The following is a 20771-nucleotide window of genomic DNA, read 5'->3' on the forward strand; positions in this document are numbered from 1 at the left end:
TTAAAGCGGGCGCTTAGCCAGTCCTCCTGAAAACGGAGGACTTCGCTAAAAACCCTGTCTAAGTTTAAAGCGGGCGCTTAGCCAGTCCTCCTGAAAACGGAGGACTTCGCTAAAAGCCCTGTCTAAGTTTAAAGCGGGCGCTTAGCTCAGCTGGTTCAGAGCGTACGCCTCACACGCGTAAGGTCGCAGGTTCGATCCCCGCAGCGCCCACAAGATGGCTAGATACAAAATGAAAATCCGCCGTTCTTAAGCGGATTCGATTCCCGCATCACTCGCTCCCGCCTCTTGACTTTCAATCCCAATATCGATACTATCGTACGGGCAGATCGAGATTCAGCTCCGATCTGCTGATCATCGGCTCCGGCCATCTCCGCTTGGGAGGAGATATGTCGGTCAATAATTCGCACAAGAAAACCTCTGTGTCCCCCTGAGCGGGGAGGCCAGAGGATTTTTCGTTTCTAGGCCGGAGCCCCACGAGAGGAGGTTAATAGCCATGCTTAATGAGAACTCGACACGATCGCTCAGGAGCATCCTCAACACGCTCGCCATTTTGAAGTCTACGAACCAGCATCAGAAAGTTCTTCATCACATCGTCAACCAGCTGTTCCAGATCTACAGGTGCCAAACGGCGGCTGTCGTCATCATCGACCCGAAGACAGAATACCTTCATATCGAGAACGACTACGGTCTGTCGCTGACCTTCTGCAAATCATTCCGGACGCGGCTCGCTACCGGCGCCATCGGCAAGCTCCTGTGGACAGGGCACCCCATCCTCATTTCCGACAGCGCGTCCGACCCCCTGCAAGCGGCAGAGATCGCCCTTGAGTATGCATTCGGCTCTGCGGTCTGTGTCCAGATCGAGGTTGACCACCGTACGTTCGGCTACCTGCACGTCGACAGCACGGAGAAGGGCAAGTTCACCGAAGAGGACCTCGGGATGATCCAGGGCTTTGCGGACATCGCCGGACTCGCGCTCGTCAAGGCTCAGCTCCATGAGGAAAACATGCAGCTTGAAGTCATCGACCGCGAGACTGGGCTGGAAAAGTACGTCTCCTTCATCAAGAAGCTCGACGCCGAAATGGAGCACGCGAAGGAGTTAAGCGAGAGCTTTTCGCTCGTTCTTCTGGACGTCGACAACTTCAAGGATGTCGTCCACACGTACGGGTATGACGCTTCGAAGAAGCTCTTGAGGGAAATGGGGTGCCTTGTGAAATCGAAGTTACGCCCCATCGACGCCTGCGGGCGCTACGGGTTCGACGAGTTCGTCATACTTCTCGCCAACACGAACTTGCAGGAGGCGATCGTCAGGGCGAAGGAATTTTCGGTCGACATCGCTCACACGCTCTTCACTGAACAGAAGATTGAGTCGGCGGTGAGTATCGGGGTCTCGGCCTATCCGGTCAACGGCCGAACGACCTCCGACCTGCTCCTCATGGTCAAGGAAGCTCTCTTCGAGGCGCAGCGGGCAGGCCGGAACACCGTCTACTTCTACCCGACGATCAAGCAGGCGAAGGGAGAGCTTGTCAGTTGACCTCGCCATTCGGGCAGTCAGACACGTGTCTCGGAGTCCGCTGTCGGAACATATCTGGAATGAGCATCAGCTGTACTTTTGCGGATGCACTCCCAGCAGCGCCCGCAAAAAAAGGAAAGACTCGTTCTTTCCTTTTATTGTTCCGACGGCCGGCGTTCAATGCTTATGCTGCTTCCGTTTTGTCCTCCCGGACACTCTCATTCGTCCTCTCGGCTGGACTTACTTCAGGAACAAAATTCGCGTCAGACGCGACTTGACCCCTCCGCCGACAAGATTTGTGGCTATCATCCGGACAAAATAAACTCCGCTGCTGACCGTTCTATTCTGCTCGTCCGTCCCGTTCCAAAAAACCGTTCTTCTCTCGCTGACAACCTCGTTGTTCAGCAAGACCTTTACACGCTGGCCAAGGATGTTGTAGATGACGAGATAAACCTTTGACGCCGGCCTGACATCGATCTGAATTGCAACCTGATTATTGAATGGATTCGGATATGCGCCTAACCCCAAGGTGTCCGTTTCCGGAAAAGCGTGTTGGGGATTGACCGGCGTTCCGTTGGAATTGTTCGGGTTATTTTCAATTGTGGTATCAAGCACCAGCAGCGCAGTGAAGTCACAAAGGAGGTTGTAACGCATCGCCCGTGCAACGATCGTTGCTGTATCGAAGGGAGGCGTCATGAGCAGGTTTTTGATGTCCTCGTTCGCCAGGAGCGCCGGAATGAGCGACTGGCTCCCCGTTGTATCGTTCACAGGATAATAGCTTAATTTTTTGGTTTCGATCGAGTCATCCCCCGCAAATCGTGCATTGATCGCGAAATCCAATCGTTCATGCCCTTTGGCGGCTCCGATAAAGAATCGGGGTTTGGAAGGATCATTTTGCACAGGGTTGACCTCTCTCATCTCGAGGACCTTCCCGGCCGAGTCGGCCGTGGCGGCTATGATGTTTAAGCTGTCGATAACGGGAACCGAAGAAGGCGAAAGTGCGCCGGCAATAAAGTTCCAATTATCAATATGGGTCTCGAAATGAATCCCGTTTGTCAGCGCTGCGACAGTTTTGAGGAGATAACCTCCGCCGTAATAATCAACTCCGCCGTCGGAGACCGAAGGAGGAGTATACGTGGTCCCATCCAGCAGATTCACGGTATAAAAAACGGGCACAGAGCCAGAAAATTTTGATACGTATGTCGTTGCCCAGCTGAGCGCATAGGTTTTGGCAAAAGCGGAGTCGGTGTTGGAAAAGATCAGGGCTTTGTCGAACGGGTCGGCCAATCGATGGGATTGGACCTCGTTCAGGAGGCCGATCATCTGCTCTGAATGGGAAATAGCGTTCAGGCCGAGAAGTGGAACTCCGATGATTTCTTTTGTGGCCCCGTCATCCCTGAACGACCAAATGCTGCTGACGACGAGCAGACCGTTATTGATTCTTTTTGAAATGACCGCCACGTTGCCGCTTGAATCCTGCACCTCGACTTTGGTATCGGGGTCCGTATAGACAAGGTCGTCAAAACCGTAATGGACAAAGGACGGGGGAAAATACGCGCCGATGTTTCCGGAAAGATTTCTATAAAGCGTCGTTGACCCGTCTGTCCTTCGGTTCATTGTCAGCCCGCTGATATAGTGCGATGCAAGCAATTCACTGCCGACACGGTTATAGTCATAGTACGTCAGGAATCTCCCCCCTTTCAGAAACAACGAGTCAAACCGGCTGATCAGATTTGAAAGAATCGACTTCGTTTCATTCGCATCTTCAAACCCCTGATTATATGCGGCGACAATAGGAACAGAAGTAATAGCATCGATCGCACCGCCCAGGGTCGAAAAAACCCGCGGCACGCAAAGGCTATCAATCCCGGGAAACTGCCAGCAGGTCACCGCATTCGGGTCTGCGAAAATTACGGAAGGAATTGTGGACTGGCCTATCGTCTTGCCCAGATCGCTGTTCGCGAACCTCTCCAGGATGTTATCGATCGAGTCGGGTATCCCGTATGTCCAGTTGCTCCCGAGATATTGCATTGCACCCGCCCCGGTCACAACAATTTTGAATTGATCTTTTGTACGGAGCGCGGATATGAGCGTGGATTTCAAGTTCGGGAGCAAGGTCGAGTAATTTTTGTTTTGGAATCCGCTTAAGTCGATCCCGACCAAAAATTTTTTCGCCGTCGTATCCGATCGCGTGGAAAAAAATTGAGGCGGAACAAATCCCAGCTGGAACGCTGTCGTATCGGTACTGTCGACAGCACTCATGAACGAAGCGCCCCCCTGGAACTGGGTTTGGAATTGAAGGCTCAGGCTCTGAAGGTTCGAGATATCGGCAACGTCGACATATTTGTATGAATACCCGGCGCTGTCGGCCAGACTCTGGAAACTGAGAAGAGGCAACTCAAGCACCGTCGGTACCCCCCAAATATTCTGCGCCGTTTTGAAGTAGACCCTAAGCGGCTTCGCGGGAGAATTATTTGCCAGCAGCATTCTGATCGGCAATTCCGCTCCCCCATTTTGGCCGATCCATTGCGTGGGGCTGACAAAAGTGATCTTCACTCGACGGTAACTTCCGGGGCTCAAGGGATAGACATGCAATTCGTACTGCGTCCCGATCTTCGAAAGAAACGCAGGGTCTCTGTGTTTGCTGACGATGCTGTCATAAATATGCTGCGCCTGCCACGTCGCAAGCATCTTTCCCCTGACAGGCACATTGTTAATCCAGAGCCACAGATCGTTGATCACCGCTCCCTGCGGCATCTCGAAGGCATGGACCACTTCTATCTTTGTGCCCGCAGCAAATTGAAGATGATCGGCATAATCGAGAATGAGCGTTTGCTCGACATACGCGCCATGCGGCTCAACATAGAGGGTTGCCTGGTCGATGTAGCCGAGCTTTGACCCGTAGACATCCGGGTCATGAACCGTGAGTTGATTGACGGCGAACATTCTTGGCGAGTGCAGCAGGAGCGCAACTACGAGGAATGCAGTAACCCGAGGATGCTTTTTCATAGGAACCCCTTTCTCCGTCCGTCTAAGGCGGGTATACATCGGACGGCTGGAATAGAATACACGAAGGGCGCAGATTTAAGTTCTCTGCGCTTGCTGCAAGTATAGAGAGGTTTTGGATGAAATGCAATGGAGACGCTAAAGGTCGATCGAGTTTGTTGAAAATGAAAAAGCCGACATCATCCACAATGCCGGCTTTGAGTCAATTTCCCCGGATCAGCTACCCTTCATGATGCCTTTCGAAATGATGGGTCATTTCGTACTCCAGTTCCGGATCGATTTTTTGCTGTTCAATTTTCTTTTCCCGCTCCATCAATTCTTCGTGATGAGACTGCAAGTACTCCAGCTCTTTCTTGCCGTACGACATCCGGGTGATGATGACGAACAGCACGGGAACGATCAGAATCGCAAGGGTCGATGCCGCGAGCATTCCGCCAAGGACGGTAAAGCCGATCGTATTCCTTGCAACTGCGCCGGCCCCTGTAGCGAGCGCAAGCGGAAGAACGCCCAAAATGAACGCCATTGAAGTCATGATAATGGGACGCAGCCGCAGTTTCACCGCTTCGAGCGTCGACGCAATAAGCTCTTCGCCGCGGTCGACGCGGATCTTCGCGAACTCTACGATTAAAATCGCATTCTTTGCGGAAAGTCCGATCAGCGTGATGAGACCGATCTGCGCATACACATTATTCGTCAGCCGCGGGATGAACATGAGCATCAGGATCGCGCCGAACGCGCTGATGGGAACGGGGAGAAGCACGGTCAACGGCACCGACCAGCTTTCATAAAGCGCCGCCAGAAAAAGGAAGACGAACGTAATGGAAAATATAAAGATATAGACCGTCGCCGACCCCGCTTTGATTTCCTCGTAACTCAGCCCAGAAAATTCGTACGTGTATCCGTGCGGCAGCACCTTCTCCGCGGTCGCGCGGAGGGCATCGATTCCTTCGCCGGTGCTGTATCCGGGGGGAGTCGAGCCGTCGACTTCCGCGGAACGGAAAATATTAAAATGTGTTATCAGCGGCGGCGCTTCGGCGGCTTGATAACTGACCAGAGTGCTCAGCGGCACCATTTCCCCCCGCTGGTTGCGCACAAAATATTTGTTCAGGTCGGAGATGAGGGCACGGTACGTCGTGTCCGCCTGAACGACAACATGGTAGGTACGGTCGTAGAGAGTAAAGTTATTGACGAACAAGCTTCCCATGTACGCCTGCAGCGTGGTGAACACGTCCGCGATATTCACGCCGAGCCTCTCGCATTTTTCCCTGTCGAGCGTCAGGTTGTAGCTCGGCGTATGGGCGCCGTAGTAGCTGAACGCCGTCGAGATCGCCGGATTCTTGTGCGCCTCCGCGACAAATTTCTTAACGACGCCTTCGAACGCGTGGACGTCGTCGCTCGTGCTCCCCTGTTCGATCTGCATGCTGAACCCCGCCGCCTGCCCGATACCGCGGATCGGCGGAGGGGGAATGACAACGATGTTCGCGTTGTCGATGCCGGCAGCGGCGATCCTTTTTCTCAGCACGTTCATGATGCCGGGAATTTGCTCCTCCGGTTTCTGCCGTTGTTCCCACGGCTTGAGCATGCAAAAGATGCTACCGGCGTTCGACGTCGCGCCGAAATTCAGTATGTTCAGCCCGGAGATGGCAGAATAATGATTCACGCCGGGGGTTGCCCCGACGATTTCCATCAACTTCGTGATCACTTCAACCGATTTCGTTGTGGACGTTCCCTCGGGCATCTGGTACGTAACATACAAGCGCCCGTCATCTTCGGCTGGAATGAACCCAGACGGTTTCTTCTTGAACAGAATATAGGCGCCAACGCAAATGCAAAGGAGCAGGATCACGACATACCGGGCGCCTCTGATTCCGCGGCGAACGGTGTTGACATAATCCTTCGTCATCACATCAAACCAATGGTTGAACCGGCTGAAGAACATGTCGCTCCATTGAGGTTTGCTTGCATGCGGCTTCAACAGCAGCGTGCAGAGCGCCGGAGTCAGCGATAATGCGATGAACGCCGACAGCATGACGGAGATGGCGATCGTGATCGCGAACTGCTGATACAATCGTCCGACAATTCCGGGAATGAATCCGACCGGCACGAAAACCGCAGCGAGAATGAGCGCGATGGTAACCACCGGCGCCGAGATGTCTTTCATGGCCCGGTACGTCGCTTCCTTCGCCGAGAGATGATGTTCGTCGATGTAATGCTGCACCGCTTCGACCACGATGATGGCATCGTCGACGACGATGCCGATCGCAAGGACGAAGCCGAACATCGTGAGCGTGTTGATGGTGAAGCCGAGCGGGAGGAAAAAGCAAAACGTGCCGAGGATGGAGACCGGGATCGCGAGGATCGGAATAATCGTGGACCGCCAGTTCTGGAGGAAAAGGAAAACAACGATGGCGACGAGTCCGAGCGCCTTCAACAATGTTTCCAGCACCTCCTGCATCGATACTTTGATGATCGTGATCGACTCGAACGGAACGGCGTAGTCGACGTCCGCCGGAAAAGACCTCTTTAATTTCTCCAGCGTGGCGTATACGTTGTTCGCCGTTTCAAGTGCATTGCTTCCGGGGGTCTGATAAATGAAGAGGATTGACGCCCTTTTTCCATCCACAAACGAATTGCTGGAAAAAGTAAACTTGCCGAGTTCAACTCTCGCAACATCTTTGAGATGCACGAGCTCGCCGGTGGCGGGAATGGTCTTGACGACGACGTTTTCAAAATCCGGAACTTTCACAAGCGGCCCGTTGACGAGAATTCCAAGCTCGAACGGCTGGTCGGTCAGCTGGGGAGGAGCGCCCGCAGCACCCGCGGCAACCTGGACATTCTGCCCGTTCAAAGCGGCGATGATGTCCTGCGGAACCAGGCCGTACGCCGCCATCTTCTCCGGGTTCATCCAGATGCGCATGCTGAAATTGTCCGTACGCGTATTGACGTCCCCGACTCCAGGCACCCGAAGGAGCGCGTCCTCGATAAAGACGTTGGTGTAATTGTCAAGGAAGGTGATGTTGTGCGTTCCCTTCGGAGAGAAGACCGCCACCTGCATCAGCATGCTGGGATTGCGCGCGCGGACTGTGAGCCCGAGGCGGCTGACGACGGAAGGAAGAAGCGGCGTCGCGATCCCCACACGATTCTGAACGTTCAATGCGGCGATGTGAACGTTGGTGCCGACGTTGAACGTCACCGTGATCCCCATTGAGCCAGTGTTGGTATTGGTGCTCTGCATGTATTCCATGCCGGGCGTTCCGTTAACCTGTTCTTCGATCGGCGTGGCGACCGTCTGTTCGACTGTCTGAGCGTCGGCGCCGGTATATTGTCCGCCGATGGAAACCGCGGGGGGAGTAATATTCGGGTATTGATCGACCGCGAGATTGGCAATACAGATGATCCCCGAGATCATCAGTACAAGCGAGATGACGATCGCAGTGACCGGGCGCTTGATAAAGGTATTGGCAATCATTCCTGGTCTAGGTTATAGATCTCGCGGGACCGGTGCAGATCATATTCCAGCTCGGGGTCGATGTTCTGTTCTTCCACTTTCTTCGCCTTTTCCATCAATTCCTGATGATGGTCCTGAAGATATTCGAGCCGCTCCTTGCCGTACGAAAGACGCGTGATGATGACGAACAAGACCGGGACGATGAAGATCGCCAGCGTCGTTGCCGCGAGCATTCCCCCGAGCACAGTGAACCCTATCGTCCTCCGCGCGACCGCTCCGGCTCCCGTCGCAAAAACAAGAGGGAGAACGCCGAGAATGAATGCCATCGAGGTCATGACGATCGGGCGGAGCCGAAGCCGGACCGCTTCCATCGTCGATTGAATAAGCTCTTCTCCCCGATCAACGCGCACTTTCGCAAATTCGACGATGAGGATCGCATTCTTCGCTGCAAGTCCGATAAGCGTGATCAATCCGATCTGCGCATAGACATTGTTCGATATGCCCGGCAGCAGCGTCAGCGTGAGGATCGCGCCGAACGCTCCGATAGGAACAGCCAACAGGACCGAGAACGGGACCGACCAGCTTTCGTACAGCGCTGCAAGAAAAAGAAAGACGAACGTGATGGAAAAGACAAAAATGTAGATCGATGTCGAGCCTTCTTTTATTTCTTCATAGCTCAACCCTGAATACTCGTAATCATACCCTTCCGGCAGGACTTTTCGCGCCACATCTTTGAGCGCGTTCAGTGTTTCCGTACTGCTGTATCCTGGCGCCGACTCGCCTTCAATTTCTGCGGAACGAAAGATATTGAAGTGAGAAATGAGCGGCGCCGCTTCTGTCGGCTTATAGCTGACAAGCGTCCCGAGCGGGACCATCGAACCGGCCTGATTGCGTACGAAATATTTGTCGATATCAGACACGGAGGCACGGGACATCGTATCTGCCTGGATCACCACATGGAACGTGCGATTGTAGGTGGTGAAATCGTTGACGTAGATGCTCCCCATGTATGCCTGGATGGTCGTAAAAACGTCGGCAACATTCACTCCCAATTTTTCGCATTTTTCCCTGTCCACCGTCAGATTATAGTTCGGCGTGTGCGCGGAATAGAAACTGTACGCGTGCGAGATGGCGGGATTCTTGTTCGCTTCTTCGATAAAATCATTCACGACCTTTTCGAACCCATGGATGTCGTCGTTGGTGTTTCGCTGCTCGATCTGGAAGCTGAATCCGACGACCGAGCCGACGCCCGGAATCGGCGACGGCTGGATCACCTGCACATTTGCGTTGGTGAGCCCGGCATCGTTGATCCTCTGCTGCATCACATGAATGATTCCGGGAACCTGTTCGCTCCGGGTTGAACGCTCATCCCATGGCTTCAGCTGGCAATAGATGGTTCCGCAATTCGAATTGGTCGCGTTGGTGACGACATTCAACCCCGACAATGCCGCGTAATGACCGACGCCGGGAGTCGAGGCCACGACCGACATCAGCTTCGTCATCACGGCGACGGACTGTGCAGTCGACGAAGCCGGCGGGAGCTGGAACGTAATGTAAAGGTTTCCGTCATCCTCCGACGGAATGAATCCGGTCGACTTGTTCTTGAACAGAAGGAGCGTGCCAATGCAAATGCACAGAAGCAGAATGACCACGTACCGCGAGACCGTAATGCTCCGCTTCACGCCGTCGGAATATTTGTCCGTCAGTTTCTCGAACCACCTGTTGAATCCGCTGAAGAATCTGCCGGCACCGCGGGCTTCCGCATTTTTCTGCGTCGGTTTGAGGAGCAAGCTGCAGAGAGCCGGGGTGAGCGACAACGCAATGAAGGCGGAAAGCATGACGGAGATCGCAATGGTAATTGCGAACTGCTGGTACAAGCGTCCGACGATCCCTGGAATGAATCCGACCGGAACGAACACCGCCGCCAGGATAAGCGCGATGGCGACAACAGGGGCCGAGATATCTTTCATCGCCTGGTACGTGGCCTCCTTTGCCGAGAGATTATGCTCATCCATATAATGCTCGACCGCTTCGACGACGATAATGGCGTCGTCGACCACGATGCCGATCGCCAGCACAAAGCCGAACATCGTCAGCGTGTTGATCGTAAACCCGAGCGGTATAAAAAAGCAGAATGTGCCGAGGATCGATACCGGGATGGCGAGTACCGGGATGAGCGTCGTCCGGAAGTTCTGCAAGAACAAAAAAACGACAATGGCGACGAGCCCCAGCGCCTGAAGCAGCGTAATGACAACCTCGCTCATCGAAACTCGTACGACGGTCACGGATTCAAAAGGAACTTTGTAATCCACGTCCGTCGGGAACGATTTTTTTAACTCAGCGAGGACGTTATAGACCCCTTTCGCCGTTTCGAGAGCGTTGCTTCCCGGCGCCTGATAGATGAGGAGGCACGATGCCCTCTTCCCATCAACAAAAGAGTTGCTTGAAAAGGTGAATTTCCCAAGCTCGACTCTGGCCACGTCTCTGAGATAGACAAGGTCCCCCGTCGCCGGATTGGTCTTCACGATCACGTTTTCAAAATCCGACACTTTGCTCAAACGCCCGTTGACGAGAATACCAAGTTCAAATGTCTGCGTTTTTTGCTGCGGCGGAACGCCGGCGGAGCCGGCCGCGACCTGGACATTCTGCGCGTTCAACGCGGAGATGACGTCGGTCGGAGTCAGGTTGTACGCCGCCATTTTTTCCGGATCCATCCAGATCCGCATGCTGAAATCGTCCGTGAACCTGCTGATGCTTCCGACCCCGGGAACACGGAGCAGCGCGTCCTGCACAAAAATGTTCGTGTAATTGTCCAGGAAGGTGATGTCGTGCGTCCCTTGCGGCGCAAAGATCGACACCATCATCAGCATACTCGGATTCAGCGCACGCACGGTCAGGCCGAGACGGCTCACCGCGGCCGGCAGCAACGGGGTAGCAATGCTGACGCGGTTTTGTACGTCGAGGGTGGCAATATCGATGTTGGTGCCGATGTCGAAGGTGACGTTCATCGACATCAAGCCGTTGTTCGTATTATTGCTCTGCATGTACTCCATGCCGGGAGTTCCGTTGACCTGCTGCTCGATCGGCGTTGCAACGGTCTGTTCGACGGTCAGCGCATCGGCCCCGGTAAACTGGCCGTTCACCTGAACAACCGGGGGAGTAATCTGAGGGTACTGCTCAACGGGGGAATTGAAAATGCAAATGATGCCGGTGATCACGAGGATGATCGAAATGACAATAGCGGTGACCGGCCTTTTAATAAAGGTATTGGCAATCATACTCTACTTCGAGGACCAAAATGGATTCATTCGTCCAACGCGGGGCCTACTGTGCGTTTGGCTTGCCTCCGTGCGGAGCAGAATGCCCGCCGGAAGGAGCGACCGGAGAGCCATTATGCAACGATTGGATGCCGTCTGTGATGATGTCGTCCCCTTCTTTGATTCCGTCCTTGATGATCACGTCGGGCCCGATGACAGCGCCGAGATGGACCTTCTTTTGAAGCGCAATGAACCGCGGGTCGGAAGCGCCCGGCGATTTTCCGCCGGTTTGATCTCCGCCGCTCATTACGCTATCCTTGACGAGATACACAAAATATTCGCCCATCTCTTCCACGACGGCTCTGTTCGGAATCAGCATCTGGGCGACCGAATCCTGATTGTGAACGCGCACAACGCAGCTCATGCCGACTCGGAGCGAAAGCTGCGGGTTGGGAAACAACAGCCGGATCCTGATCGCGCCCGTCTGGGGATTGACGGCGCGGTCGATCACAGAAAGAGATCCCGTGTAGGAATACAGGGAACCATTCGGGAGGATAAGCGTGAACAACGAATCAATTACTTGGTGATTCGCGTTTTGAAGGTTGTTAAAGAATGCGAGCTGTTTCTCGTTGATCAGAAAATCCACCGCCATCGGGTCGTCGGTGGAGATCGTAATGAGGACTGTTTGTCCGACGCTGACAAGATCGCCGAGTTTCACCATGCTGAATCCGACGGTCCCATCGAACGGGGCCGTGATCTCGGAGTATGCCAAATTCGTCTTGGCAATCTTGAGAGCCTCGAGCGCGGACTTGTATGCATTGCGCGAGTTTTCCAGGGCGATCATCGCATGGTCGTACAATTGCTTCGCCACGGCTTTATTGTTATTTAAATACTGATAACGGTCGGCGTCCTGCTGGGCCTGCTTCAGGTTTCCTTCCGCAACGTTCGCGTTTGCCGCGGCAGTATTGTAGTTGTCTTCGTAAATGCGCCGGTCGATGTCGTACAGCTTTTGTCCCCGTTTGACGTGGCTTCCTTCCTTAAAGTAGATGCCAGTAATATAGCCTTGCACTTCGGGAAGGATGTTTACCTGGTTCAGTGCCACCGTCGTTGCCGTGTACCGGTCATAATACGTCACCGGCTGCGCTTTTACGGTAAGCAGATTCACCGGAACAGGCGGAGGAGGAGGGGGCTGTTCCTGTTTGCACGAGACAACGACAAGAGTACCGATCAAAACTGTATTAAGAAATGTTCTCTTCATAAGACTCGGTCATGGGGTAGATTAATAGCGCACCGGAATTTCGCCCCTCGCTTTTTCAAGATCGATCTTGCTCGACAGAAGCTGGAAAAGCGCATCGATATATCCAATTTCCGCCGAGATGAGGTTCGATTCCGCAACAATAAGATTGAGATAGGCGACGATGCCTTGATTATACTGAAGCGAGACAACGCGGTAAACGCTTTGTGCTCTGTCTTTATTATCGTTCAGCAGACGAAGGTTGTACAGATTGCTCTTATAGCTTGCCAGGGCAGAAGTGTACTCGGAGTAGATCTGCGACTTCAGATTCATCTCTTCCCAGTTGACATTCTCCTCCTCCAATTGCGACCGCTGCACAGATTCTATCCGGGAGAGTCCCGTAAAGATCGGAAAATTGAACGACAATCCAAAATACGAATACGGGTATGCCCCCTTGAAAAGGGTCGACGCTGCCGGGCTTTCGTATTCATAGTAGTAATCGTAGAACACGGACACCGTCGGCAGGTACGCAAGCTCGCTTGCCACGGTCTGTTGATGCTGAAGCTGCCGCTCCGTTTGAAGCTGCTGGTACTCGATCCTGTTTTCATACACCAACGGCTTTGTCGTGTCGGAATAGATCTCGCGCATCATTTGCGCCGTATCGAACGTCACGTGAAAATTCTTCTCGGGCGGAAATCCCATGAGCTGTTTCAGCGCGGCATATTCCGGAACGACATTCTCAACCTCCTGCCTTAACTGCGCCTTGGAGTTGTTGAGCGTGATGACGGCCTGCTGGTAATCCGTTTCATCGACGATCCCTCCTACAAATTGGCTGTGGGTATCGACAATCGTCCGCGCCAGGCGAGCAGTATCTTCCTTCAGCACGTTGATCTCCTCGAGTGTCAGCAAGAGATTGTAGAATGATTTGCTGACGGTCGAGACAACGAAAATTTTCTCGCTGTCGGTGACCTGTTCCGATTCTTTCGTCAGCAACGGCGCTGATGCAGCTGCATAGTACAGCTGAGGTTCGAAAATTGTCTGCGAAGCAGTGAGTTGCGGAATCGCCGTATTGGCAACCCCCGTGTGTGTCGGGATCGGTGCCCCGCCGGGTACCGGATTCGGCACCAGTGTCGTCAGCAGCTGGGTATAGTGAACCATGCTCCCCGCAAGGTCGAGCTGAGGAAGCCAGCCTGACAGGTTGATAGCGTTCGTCGCCTTCGTTATTGCCGTATTGACGATGGACTGATTCAGGCGCGGCTGATGCTGCAATGCGTAACGAATGCACTGGTCGAGCGTGAATACCTGGGATGAATCAGTTCTGGCTTTGATTTGAGGATAGGAAGTGACCGGGAAGGTAACAATGACTGCGAATAAGAGAAACCACCCTGCGAGTCTGTCTTTCTTCTTTGGCTCTTTTATGACAGAAATTTCATTTGCCCATCGATAACTCTTATTTACACAACCCGGCCTCAGGTACGTTTTCTTCCCTGTTCTGAATTTCACTAGTTCATTTCCATGCGATAGTTATACATTGCAAGAACATCTTAGACAATGCTTGTTCCAGAGCGGTTTAACCAGCCTACTCCATTGGCATTGCAGGTCCGCTCACAAAAGGAAAATACGCCGTCAAAAATTTCAACAGGTTCCTCTTTCTTGTTTCTTGATTCAATTCAATATACTATATTTGCAGTGATTTTTCATCATCGCGAGGGGGAAACAGCACACACTTCCCATAAGGATACCCTACTATGAAGACAATTCTAATCAAGATCGCCTCATGCCTTATTGCGGCCGTTCTCTTCACCGGTCTTGCCTCATTCGTAATCTCCGGCACCGCGTGTGCGTCGGACACGCGAAGGGCCGACGACTTCTCTAAAAACTGGAAATTTCATCTTGGCGATGTTGTCAACGGCCAAGCTATCCTCTTCGACGATGCGCAATGGCGTGCGCTTGATGTGCCGCACGACTGGAGCATTGAGGGGGAGTTCAATAAAGACAATCCTGCTACCGTGGGAGGAGGGGCGCTCCCGGGGGGTATCGGGTGGTACCGTAAGTCTTTTTCAGTGCCGGCGGCAGACAAAGACAAGTTGGTTTTCATTGAGTTCGACGGCGTTTATCGGAACAGCGAGGTTTGGATCAACGGGCATTACCTCGGCAAACGGCCGTACGGATACATCACGTTTCAGTATGAGATGACTCCGTTCTTAAAATTCGGCGGCGAACACAACGTCGTTGCGGTGAAAGTGGATAATTCGCAGCAGCCGAATTCGCGCTGGTATTCCGGTTCCGGAATTTACAGGAATGTGAGGCTCGTGACCGTCGATCCGGTGCATGTGGACCATTGGGGGACATACGTGACGACGCCGGAGGTGACGCCCCGATCGGCAAAAGTTTCGATCAAGATTCGCACTCGGAACAGCTCGGAGCAAGATCAGGCGTTGACGGTCAGGACTGTCATCATTGACGGGGATGGAAAGAAGGCCGGCGAAGCGGAATCGAAGACGACGAGCAGAAAGATGTCTGTTTCTGAAGTTTCCGAGGAACTCACCGTTGCCAATCCCGTCGTATGGACGCTCGACAGTCCGCGGATGTATACTGCAGTCACAACGATCGAATGCAACGGAAAAATCTGCGACGAATATGAAACGCCGTTCGGCATCCGGACCTTCAACTTCGACGTTGACAAAGGGTTCTCGCTTAACGGAAAATCGATGAAGATCAACGGCGTCTGCGACCATCATGACCTGGGATGTCTCGGATCGGCGGTCAACAAACGAGCGCTCGAACGCCAGCTTGAGATCTTGAAAGGGATGGGATGCAACGCCATCAGGACGTCCCACAATCCCCCGGCGCCTGAGCTCCTCGATCTCTGCGACAGGATGGGATTCATCGTCATGGATGAAGCATTCGACATGTGGAAGGAAAAGAAGACGGAGTTCGATTATTCGCTGGATTGGGATACGTGGCATAAGCAGGACCTCACCGATATGATCCTCCGCGACCGCAACCATCCGAGCGTCTTCATCTGGAGCATCGGAAATGAAATTGTGGAGCAATGGGACAGGCAGGACAGCAGCGGGATAGCGATCGCGCGCGAACTCGGAGGGATCGTACGATCGCTCGACACGACCCGGCCTATCACTTCGGCGCTCAACAACCCTGTTCCTTCCAACCCGCTTTACCGCTCGGGGGCGCTCGATCTGGTCGGCAACAACTACAATATCGACAAGTACCCCGACTTTCCGAAAAATTTTCCGGGAAAGAAATTCATTGCCACCGAAACAGTCTCCGCGTTGGCAACGCGCGGCCATTATGACATGCCGTCCGACAGCATCAGACGATGGCCGACCAGGTGGGATGTTCCTTTCAACGGCGGAAACGTCGACAACACCTGTTCCGCGTACGACAACTGCAGCGCTCCCTGGGGCTCGACCCAGGAAGAGACGTGGAAGGTCATCAAAAAGTACGATTTCCTCTCCGGCCAGTTTATCTGGACGGGATTCGACTATATCGGAGAGCCGACGCCGTACGGGTGGCCGTCGCGCAGCTCATATTTCGGCATCATCGACCTCGCTGGTTTTCCGAAAGACGTCTATTATATGTATCAGAGCGAATGGACGAACAAACCGATGCTCCATATTTTTCCGCATTGGAATTGGAAAAAGGGGGATACAGTCGACGTGTGGGCATACAGCAACTGCGATGAGGTCGAATTATTCCTGAACGGGAAGTCGCTCGGCGCGAAACGGAAAGCCGGCGACGAACTCCATCTGGTATGGAGAGTACCCTTCGTGCCCGGGACGTTGAAAGCCGTAAGCCGCACCGGCGGAAAAGAGATGCTCACGCAGGAGATCAGGACCGCGGGTGCGCCTGCAATGGTCGTTTTGGAGGCCGATCACCGGATGATCGCCGCGGACGGCAAAGACCTTTCATTCATCACGGTGAAGATTGTCGACCAGGCAGGGGTGCTCGTCCCAAACGCGGACAACCTTGTTCATTTTACAGTCTCGGGGGAAGGGAGAATTGCCGGCGTTGACAACGGACTCGAGACAAGCCACGAATCCTTCAAGGCTCACGAGAGAAAAGCGTACAACGGCCTCTGCCTTGCGGTACTTCAGTCGACAGATAAAGCGGGGACCATTACTGTAAGAGCAACATCCGACGGCCTTACGGAATCGTCGATCGCTATTGACTCGAAATAGAAGATGGCAGTCTAGGACATTTGGGTCCTTCCCCACTAACGATAAAGCCCCGACTGCGGGGCTTTATCGTACGCCTTCTATCATCCGACTATTTTCCCATACGGGCAAGTATTTCTTCCATTTCGTCCATCACGCGATTCATCTTCTTCATTGTCAGCTGGAATGGAACCGAAGTGGTCATGTCCACCCCCGCATTTTTCAGCAGCTCTATCGGGTAAGCGGACCCGCCGGCGGAAAGAAAATCAAGATAGCGTTTGGTCTCCGCTTTATCTCCCGCCAGCACTTGCTCCGAAAGCGCGCATGACGCCGTGAATGCCGTGGCGTATTGATAGACGTAGAAGTTATAGTAAAAGTGCGGGATATAGCTCCACTCGGACTGAACTTCGTCGTCCACGATGCAGATGCCTTTGTCGTGCCCGTAATATTTTTTTGTGATCTCCATATAAACTTCGTTGAGCTTGTCGCCCGTCAGCGCCGTGCCGTGTTCTGCAAGGTCGTGAATGCGAAGCTCGAATTCTGCGAACTGCGTCTGCCGGAAGACCGTCCCCTTGATCCCCTCCAGGTACTTCCCAAGCAGCGACAGCTTCACCGTGTCGTTCTGAATTGTCTTCAACATATGATCGATGAGCAATGCTTCATTGAAGGTCGACGCCACTTCTGCCACGAAGATCGGATAGTCGGCCGTGGGATAGGGTTGTGTCTTGTTCGAAAAGTAGCTCTGCATCGTATGGCCGAGCTCATGGGCAAGCGTGCTCATGTCGTCGTACTTGCCGTTATAGTTGAGAAGCATGAACGGGTGGACGTCGTATGCCGAGCCGTTGGAGTATGCCCCGCTCCGCTTCCCGTCAGTCGGATACACGTCGATCCATCGTTCCGAAAATGCCTTCTTCGTCACCGAAAGATATTCATCGCCGAGTGGAGCGAGTGAAGCAAGGACGTTCTGTTTCGACTCATCGAGTGAATACTTCAGCTCGACCCCCTTGAGCAGCGGGGCATACAGATCGTAGTAGTGAAGGGTATCGACACCGAGAATTCTCTTGCGCAGTTTCAGGTAGCGATGGAATGTCGCGAGGTTGGCGTTGACGTTGTCGACCAGGCTGTGATAAACCTGCACGGGAATATTATTGGCATCCAGCGCGCTTTCCAGGGATGAGCTATACCCGCGCGCTTTCATGTAGAACATGTCCTTGTTCACGTTCGCGGCGAGCTCGGCCCCGTACGTCGTCTGGAATTTTTTCATCGCCCCGAAAAAGGAGGCGAAGACTTTTTTACGGTCGTCACGGTTCGCCGAGGTTCTGTAAAGGCTGAACCCGGCCTGGTCGAGCTTCACCGTGGTGCCGTTGCTCAATACCAATTCCGGATACGGAAAATCGGCGTTCGAAAAAACATTGAAAATGCTTTCGGGACCGTCGGCCATCAGTCCGGCATCGGCGATGATCTTTTCTTCCCCCTCGCTTCCCGTGTGCGCCTGACGCCGCAGAATATCGTCGAGATAGTGACGATAGACACCAAGCTTCTTTTCCTTCTTCATGAATCCCTCAACGGTCGCCCGGCTGATCTTGAGGATCTCAGGCTCGATGAACGCGGCAGCCGCTCCGATGGTCGAACCAACCTGGCTCATTTCCTGTTTCATCGCCAAGTATTTGGAATCCCGGGTATCCTGGTCCGAGCTCATCGAGGCATAGGAAGCAAGCCGCGAATATTCTTTCGTCAGCGTGCTTCCGAACTCCAAACACCCGAGCAGGCTCTCTGCGGACGAACCGAGTGTCCCCTGAAATTTTTTTATCCCCGGGATTTCTTTTACAAGCTTCTCCTTGGCCGCTCTCCATGCGTCATCGGAAGGATAAATATCGGTGAGATTCCATTTATCCCGGTCCGGAATTTTAGCCCTGTCCCGTTCCTGAGCAACGGCTGCCTGGGATTCCGCCGCCAAAAAACCGAAAAGAGAAACAGCCACAATGGTCAAAGGATGCATAGGAACGCCTTTCTTGAATTATTGAAAAAATATCCGGGGGTATAAAAACCTTTTACGGCAGCATTGACCGCAGGTTTCATTCTCAATGAGAAATGTAACGAAGAGCTGTCATGTCTCGACCTAACGAACGAGAAATGAGGCTCTTGCGTTCAGCGTGTACATAAAAAATGCGATGCATCACCGCGATTCATCGCATTTTTTTGAAAAATCTCTAATTCCAAACTTTCAACTCAACCTTGAATATTCGGAGGCATCGGGCTGCTGGTAGACGCGCTGCAGGGTCCACTTTACTCCGTTATATTGCAGAATCGCCACCATTGTCACCTGGAATCCGTTGTAGGTCCCCGTTGAGGTGATTCGCATCTGGGTCGCGCTTAGTCCAGCCGGCCGGTCCCCGACGTAGGAAGTGGTACCGCCGCTGACGCTTACCGTGCTCGAAGGAAAGTTGGCCGCAGAGTTGCCTCCCACATCGCCGATCGCAAATTTCACGCCAGCGTTTGAAATCTGCCGCGCCTGGTCATGAAATGACTGAGATTGGGCGACATTATAGAGGTTCTGGTCTGTCGATGTGAACAACAGCGCAAAGGCGCCAATCATGACATAAGCGCCGAGACCAATGATCACCTTTGATGTTCCCATACGTTCCTCGCTAAAGTGGCTTTCCGACGTGAATAAGCTTCTTGTGAACCTAACAGCGGCTGTACAACTACATTCAAAATAATATCCCGGCCGGGAATTACAATACGGGAAGATACGTATATTGACAAATACGGTATCCAGAGGATACCCGCTTCCTGGGATATCAGAGGTTTTGCGGAAAAACAGTGCGCTCCCAGAATGCCCTTACGTATTTGGTCCCGAAATTGGCTGTCACCGTATCAGTGGAGACCTGTTTTGAATATAACCCGGACCCAGACGGAGCAGTCGTAATCTCATCCGCTACCTGCGCGTTCGACTCCATCACCAGGCTCACTTTGATCGACTTGATCCCTGAAACATTCGTTCCGCTCAGACTGTTCCCGTAAACGTCGTAATACGTAAAGCAGAGCGAATCGACATCCCGTGCCAACTCATACGGCGCGCCGCCATTAATAGAGCTGACGACTCTATAAAGGCTACGATGGGACGAACCGGTATACGTCGGTCCTAAATAATAATGCACATTCTCAGCAACACTGTCGTTGTTGATGTCCGCTGAAAATTGCATCTCTTGAGACGCTGCTGTCGTAAACACCTTTGAAGTGGTCGGACCGTATCCCGCAAGCCGAATATCGTCCGTCAGCACCTCGGCAGGAATAACGGTCTTTTGTTTGACAGTATAAAGCGTATTCTTGTAGGTGTAGGCACTTTGCAAGCTGACACTCAGGTAGAGGGTCATAAGAACGATGGCGCCGCGGATCACCATCGAACCGATTATATCCAGCATGACGCTCATCAGTAAGTCGCAATCGCGCTAAAAATAAGGGGCTTTGTCAGATAGATCGGATGGGTGACACTAACGTCGATCTTCTTGTAATACGTTTGAGAACCTGACGTGACAATAGAAACAGTGCCATTCACCGTCACTTTATTTACATAATAAACACTTACCGTCAATTGGTAGCCCGAAATGTCGGCAGAATTGGCGGTTCTGACATATCCTTTATAATCATCCACGTCGTCAAACCAGCTGGGGCTGTCTCCCCTCACCGACCGGTACGGAGCTACGTCAGGATTTCCCCCCGGCATCACGTTGTCTTCAGTTGCTGCCGAGGTACCCATATTTGCCGGCGCATCGAAAAGGGTGGGACGCGTCGGCCACGGCAAGTTGGAGCTATTATACGGCCCTGTAATATTCCCGGAGGCGTCAGTTGTTACCTTTGAATCGAACTTCTTTGTCAGGATTTCACCGATCAGGGCGTTGGCGAAATTCGATGCCTGCTCAACCGCTTCTTCCTGAAGATAGTATTTCGTATTCTCGAGGATCATTGTATTGGCACTCAGCACTGCAAAGGTCAGCAGTACGAAGAACGCCGCCGATATCATGGTCTGCCCCAGGCTCATACCATAGCCTTTTCAAAAGAAGAGCCGGAAAACACTATCTCGTAATGTAATAATATAGCGCAGCCGTCAAAATATGCAGTGAGATTTGTCACAGAA

Annotated in this window: 11 protein-coding genes and 1 tRNA gene; 3 read left to right on the forward strand and 9 right to left on the reverse strand. The window is 53.0% G+C overall.

The window, feature by feature from the left end; genetic code table 11:
- Positions 1–135: 135 nt before the first annotated feature.
- Positions 136–210: transfer RNA gene (locus VMF88_03165), tRNA-Val, on the forward strand.
- A 283-nt stretch (positions 211–493) separates the two neighbouring features.
- On the forward strand, positions 494–1531 hold the full coding sequence (locus VMF88_03170; protein HTY10052.1) for a diguanylate cyclase: 1038 nt from the start codon (positions 494–496) through the stop codon (positions 1529–1531).
- A 219-nt stretch (positions 1532–1750) separates the two neighbouring features.
- Here VMF88_03170 and VMF88_03175 read toward each other — a convergent pair whose 3' ends face one another.
- The 5 genes from VMF88_03175 to VMF88_03195 all read right to left on the reverse strand — a co-directional run bounded on the left by VMF88_03175 (position 1751) and on the right by VMF88_03195 (position 13958).
- Positions 1751–4519 carry a VIT domain-containing protein gene (locus tag VMF88_03175; protein ID HTY10053.1) on the reverse strand — a complete coding sequence of 923 codons (2769 nt, stop codon included), beginning with the start codon at positions 4517–4519 and terminating at the stop codon, positions 1751–1753.
- 217 nt (positions 4520–4736) lie between these two features.
- Positions 4737–7985, reverse strand: a complete 3249-nt coding sequence (locus VMF88_03180; protein HTY10054.1) for an efflux RND transporter permease subunit — start codon at positions 7983–7985, stop codon at positions 4737–4739.
- Complete coding sequence (locus VMF88_03185) at positions 7982–11242, reverse strand: efflux RND transporter permease subunit (GenBank protein HTY10055.1); 3261 nt, start codon at positions 11240–11242, stop codon at positions 7982–7984. Before VMF88_03185 ends, VMF88_03180 begins: the two co-directional genes overlap by 4 nt.
- Positions 11243–11288: 46 nt before the next feature.
- On the reverse strand, positions 11289–12479 hold the full coding sequence (locus VMF88_03190) for an efflux RND transporter periplasmic adaptor subunit (GenBank protein ID HTY10056.1): 1191 nt from the start codon (positions 12477–12479) through the stop codon (positions 11289–11291).
- A 21-nt stretch (positions 12480–12500) separates the two neighbouring features.
- Positions 12501–13958: a TolC family protein gene (locus tag VMF88_03195; GenBank protein ID HTY10057.1), complete on the reverse strand. Its 1458-nt coding sequence runs from the start codon at positions 13956–13958 to the stop codon at positions 12501–12503.
- Positions 13959–14203: 245 nt separating this feature from the next.
- On the opposite strand from VMF88_03195, the gene galB reads away from it, so the two are divergent.
- Complete coding sequence (gene galB / locus VMF88_03200; GenBank protein HTY10058.1) at positions 14204–16657, forward strand: beta-galactosidase GalB; 2454 nt, start codon at positions 14204–14206, stop codon at positions 16655–16657.
- A gap of 88 nt (positions 16658–16745) precedes the next feature.
- Here the strand turns inward: galB and pepF are convergent, their stop codons facing one another.
- The 4 genes from pepF to VMF88_03220 all read right to left on the reverse strand — a co-directional run bounded on the left by pepF (position 16746) and on the right by VMF88_03220 (position 20675).
- Positions 16746–18632 carry an oligoendopeptidase F gene (pepF, locus tag VMF88_03205; GenBank protein HTY10059.1) on the reverse strand — a complete coding sequence of 629 codons (1887 nt, stop codon included), beginning with the start codon at positions 18630–18632 and terminating at the stop codon, positions 16746–16748.
- A 225-nt stretch (positions 18633–18857) separates the two neighbouring features.
- Positions 18858–19271, reverse strand: a complete 414-nt coding sequence (locus VMF88_03210; GenBank protein HTY10060.1) for a hypothetical protein — start codon at positions 19269–19271, stop codon at positions 18858–18860.
- A 163-nt stretch (positions 19272–19434) separates the two neighbouring features.
- Positions 19435–20058: a hypothetical protein gene (locus VMF88_03215; GenBank protein HTY10061.1), complete on the reverse strand. Its 624-nt coding sequence runs from the start codon at positions 20056–20058 to the stop codon at positions 19435–19437.
- 8 nt (positions 20059–20066) lie between these two features.
- On the reverse strand, positions 20067–20675 hold the full coding sequence (locus tag VMF88_03220; protein HTY10062.1) for a hypothetical protein: 609 nt from the start codon (positions 20673–20675) through the stop codon (positions 20067–20069).
- Positions 20676–20771: the final 96 nt, after the last annotated feature.

The organism is Bacteroidota bacterium (assembly GCA_035506275.1).
Classification (GTDB): domain Bacteria; phylum Bacteroidota; class Ignavibacteria; order UBA10030; family UBA8401; genus JAGVPT01.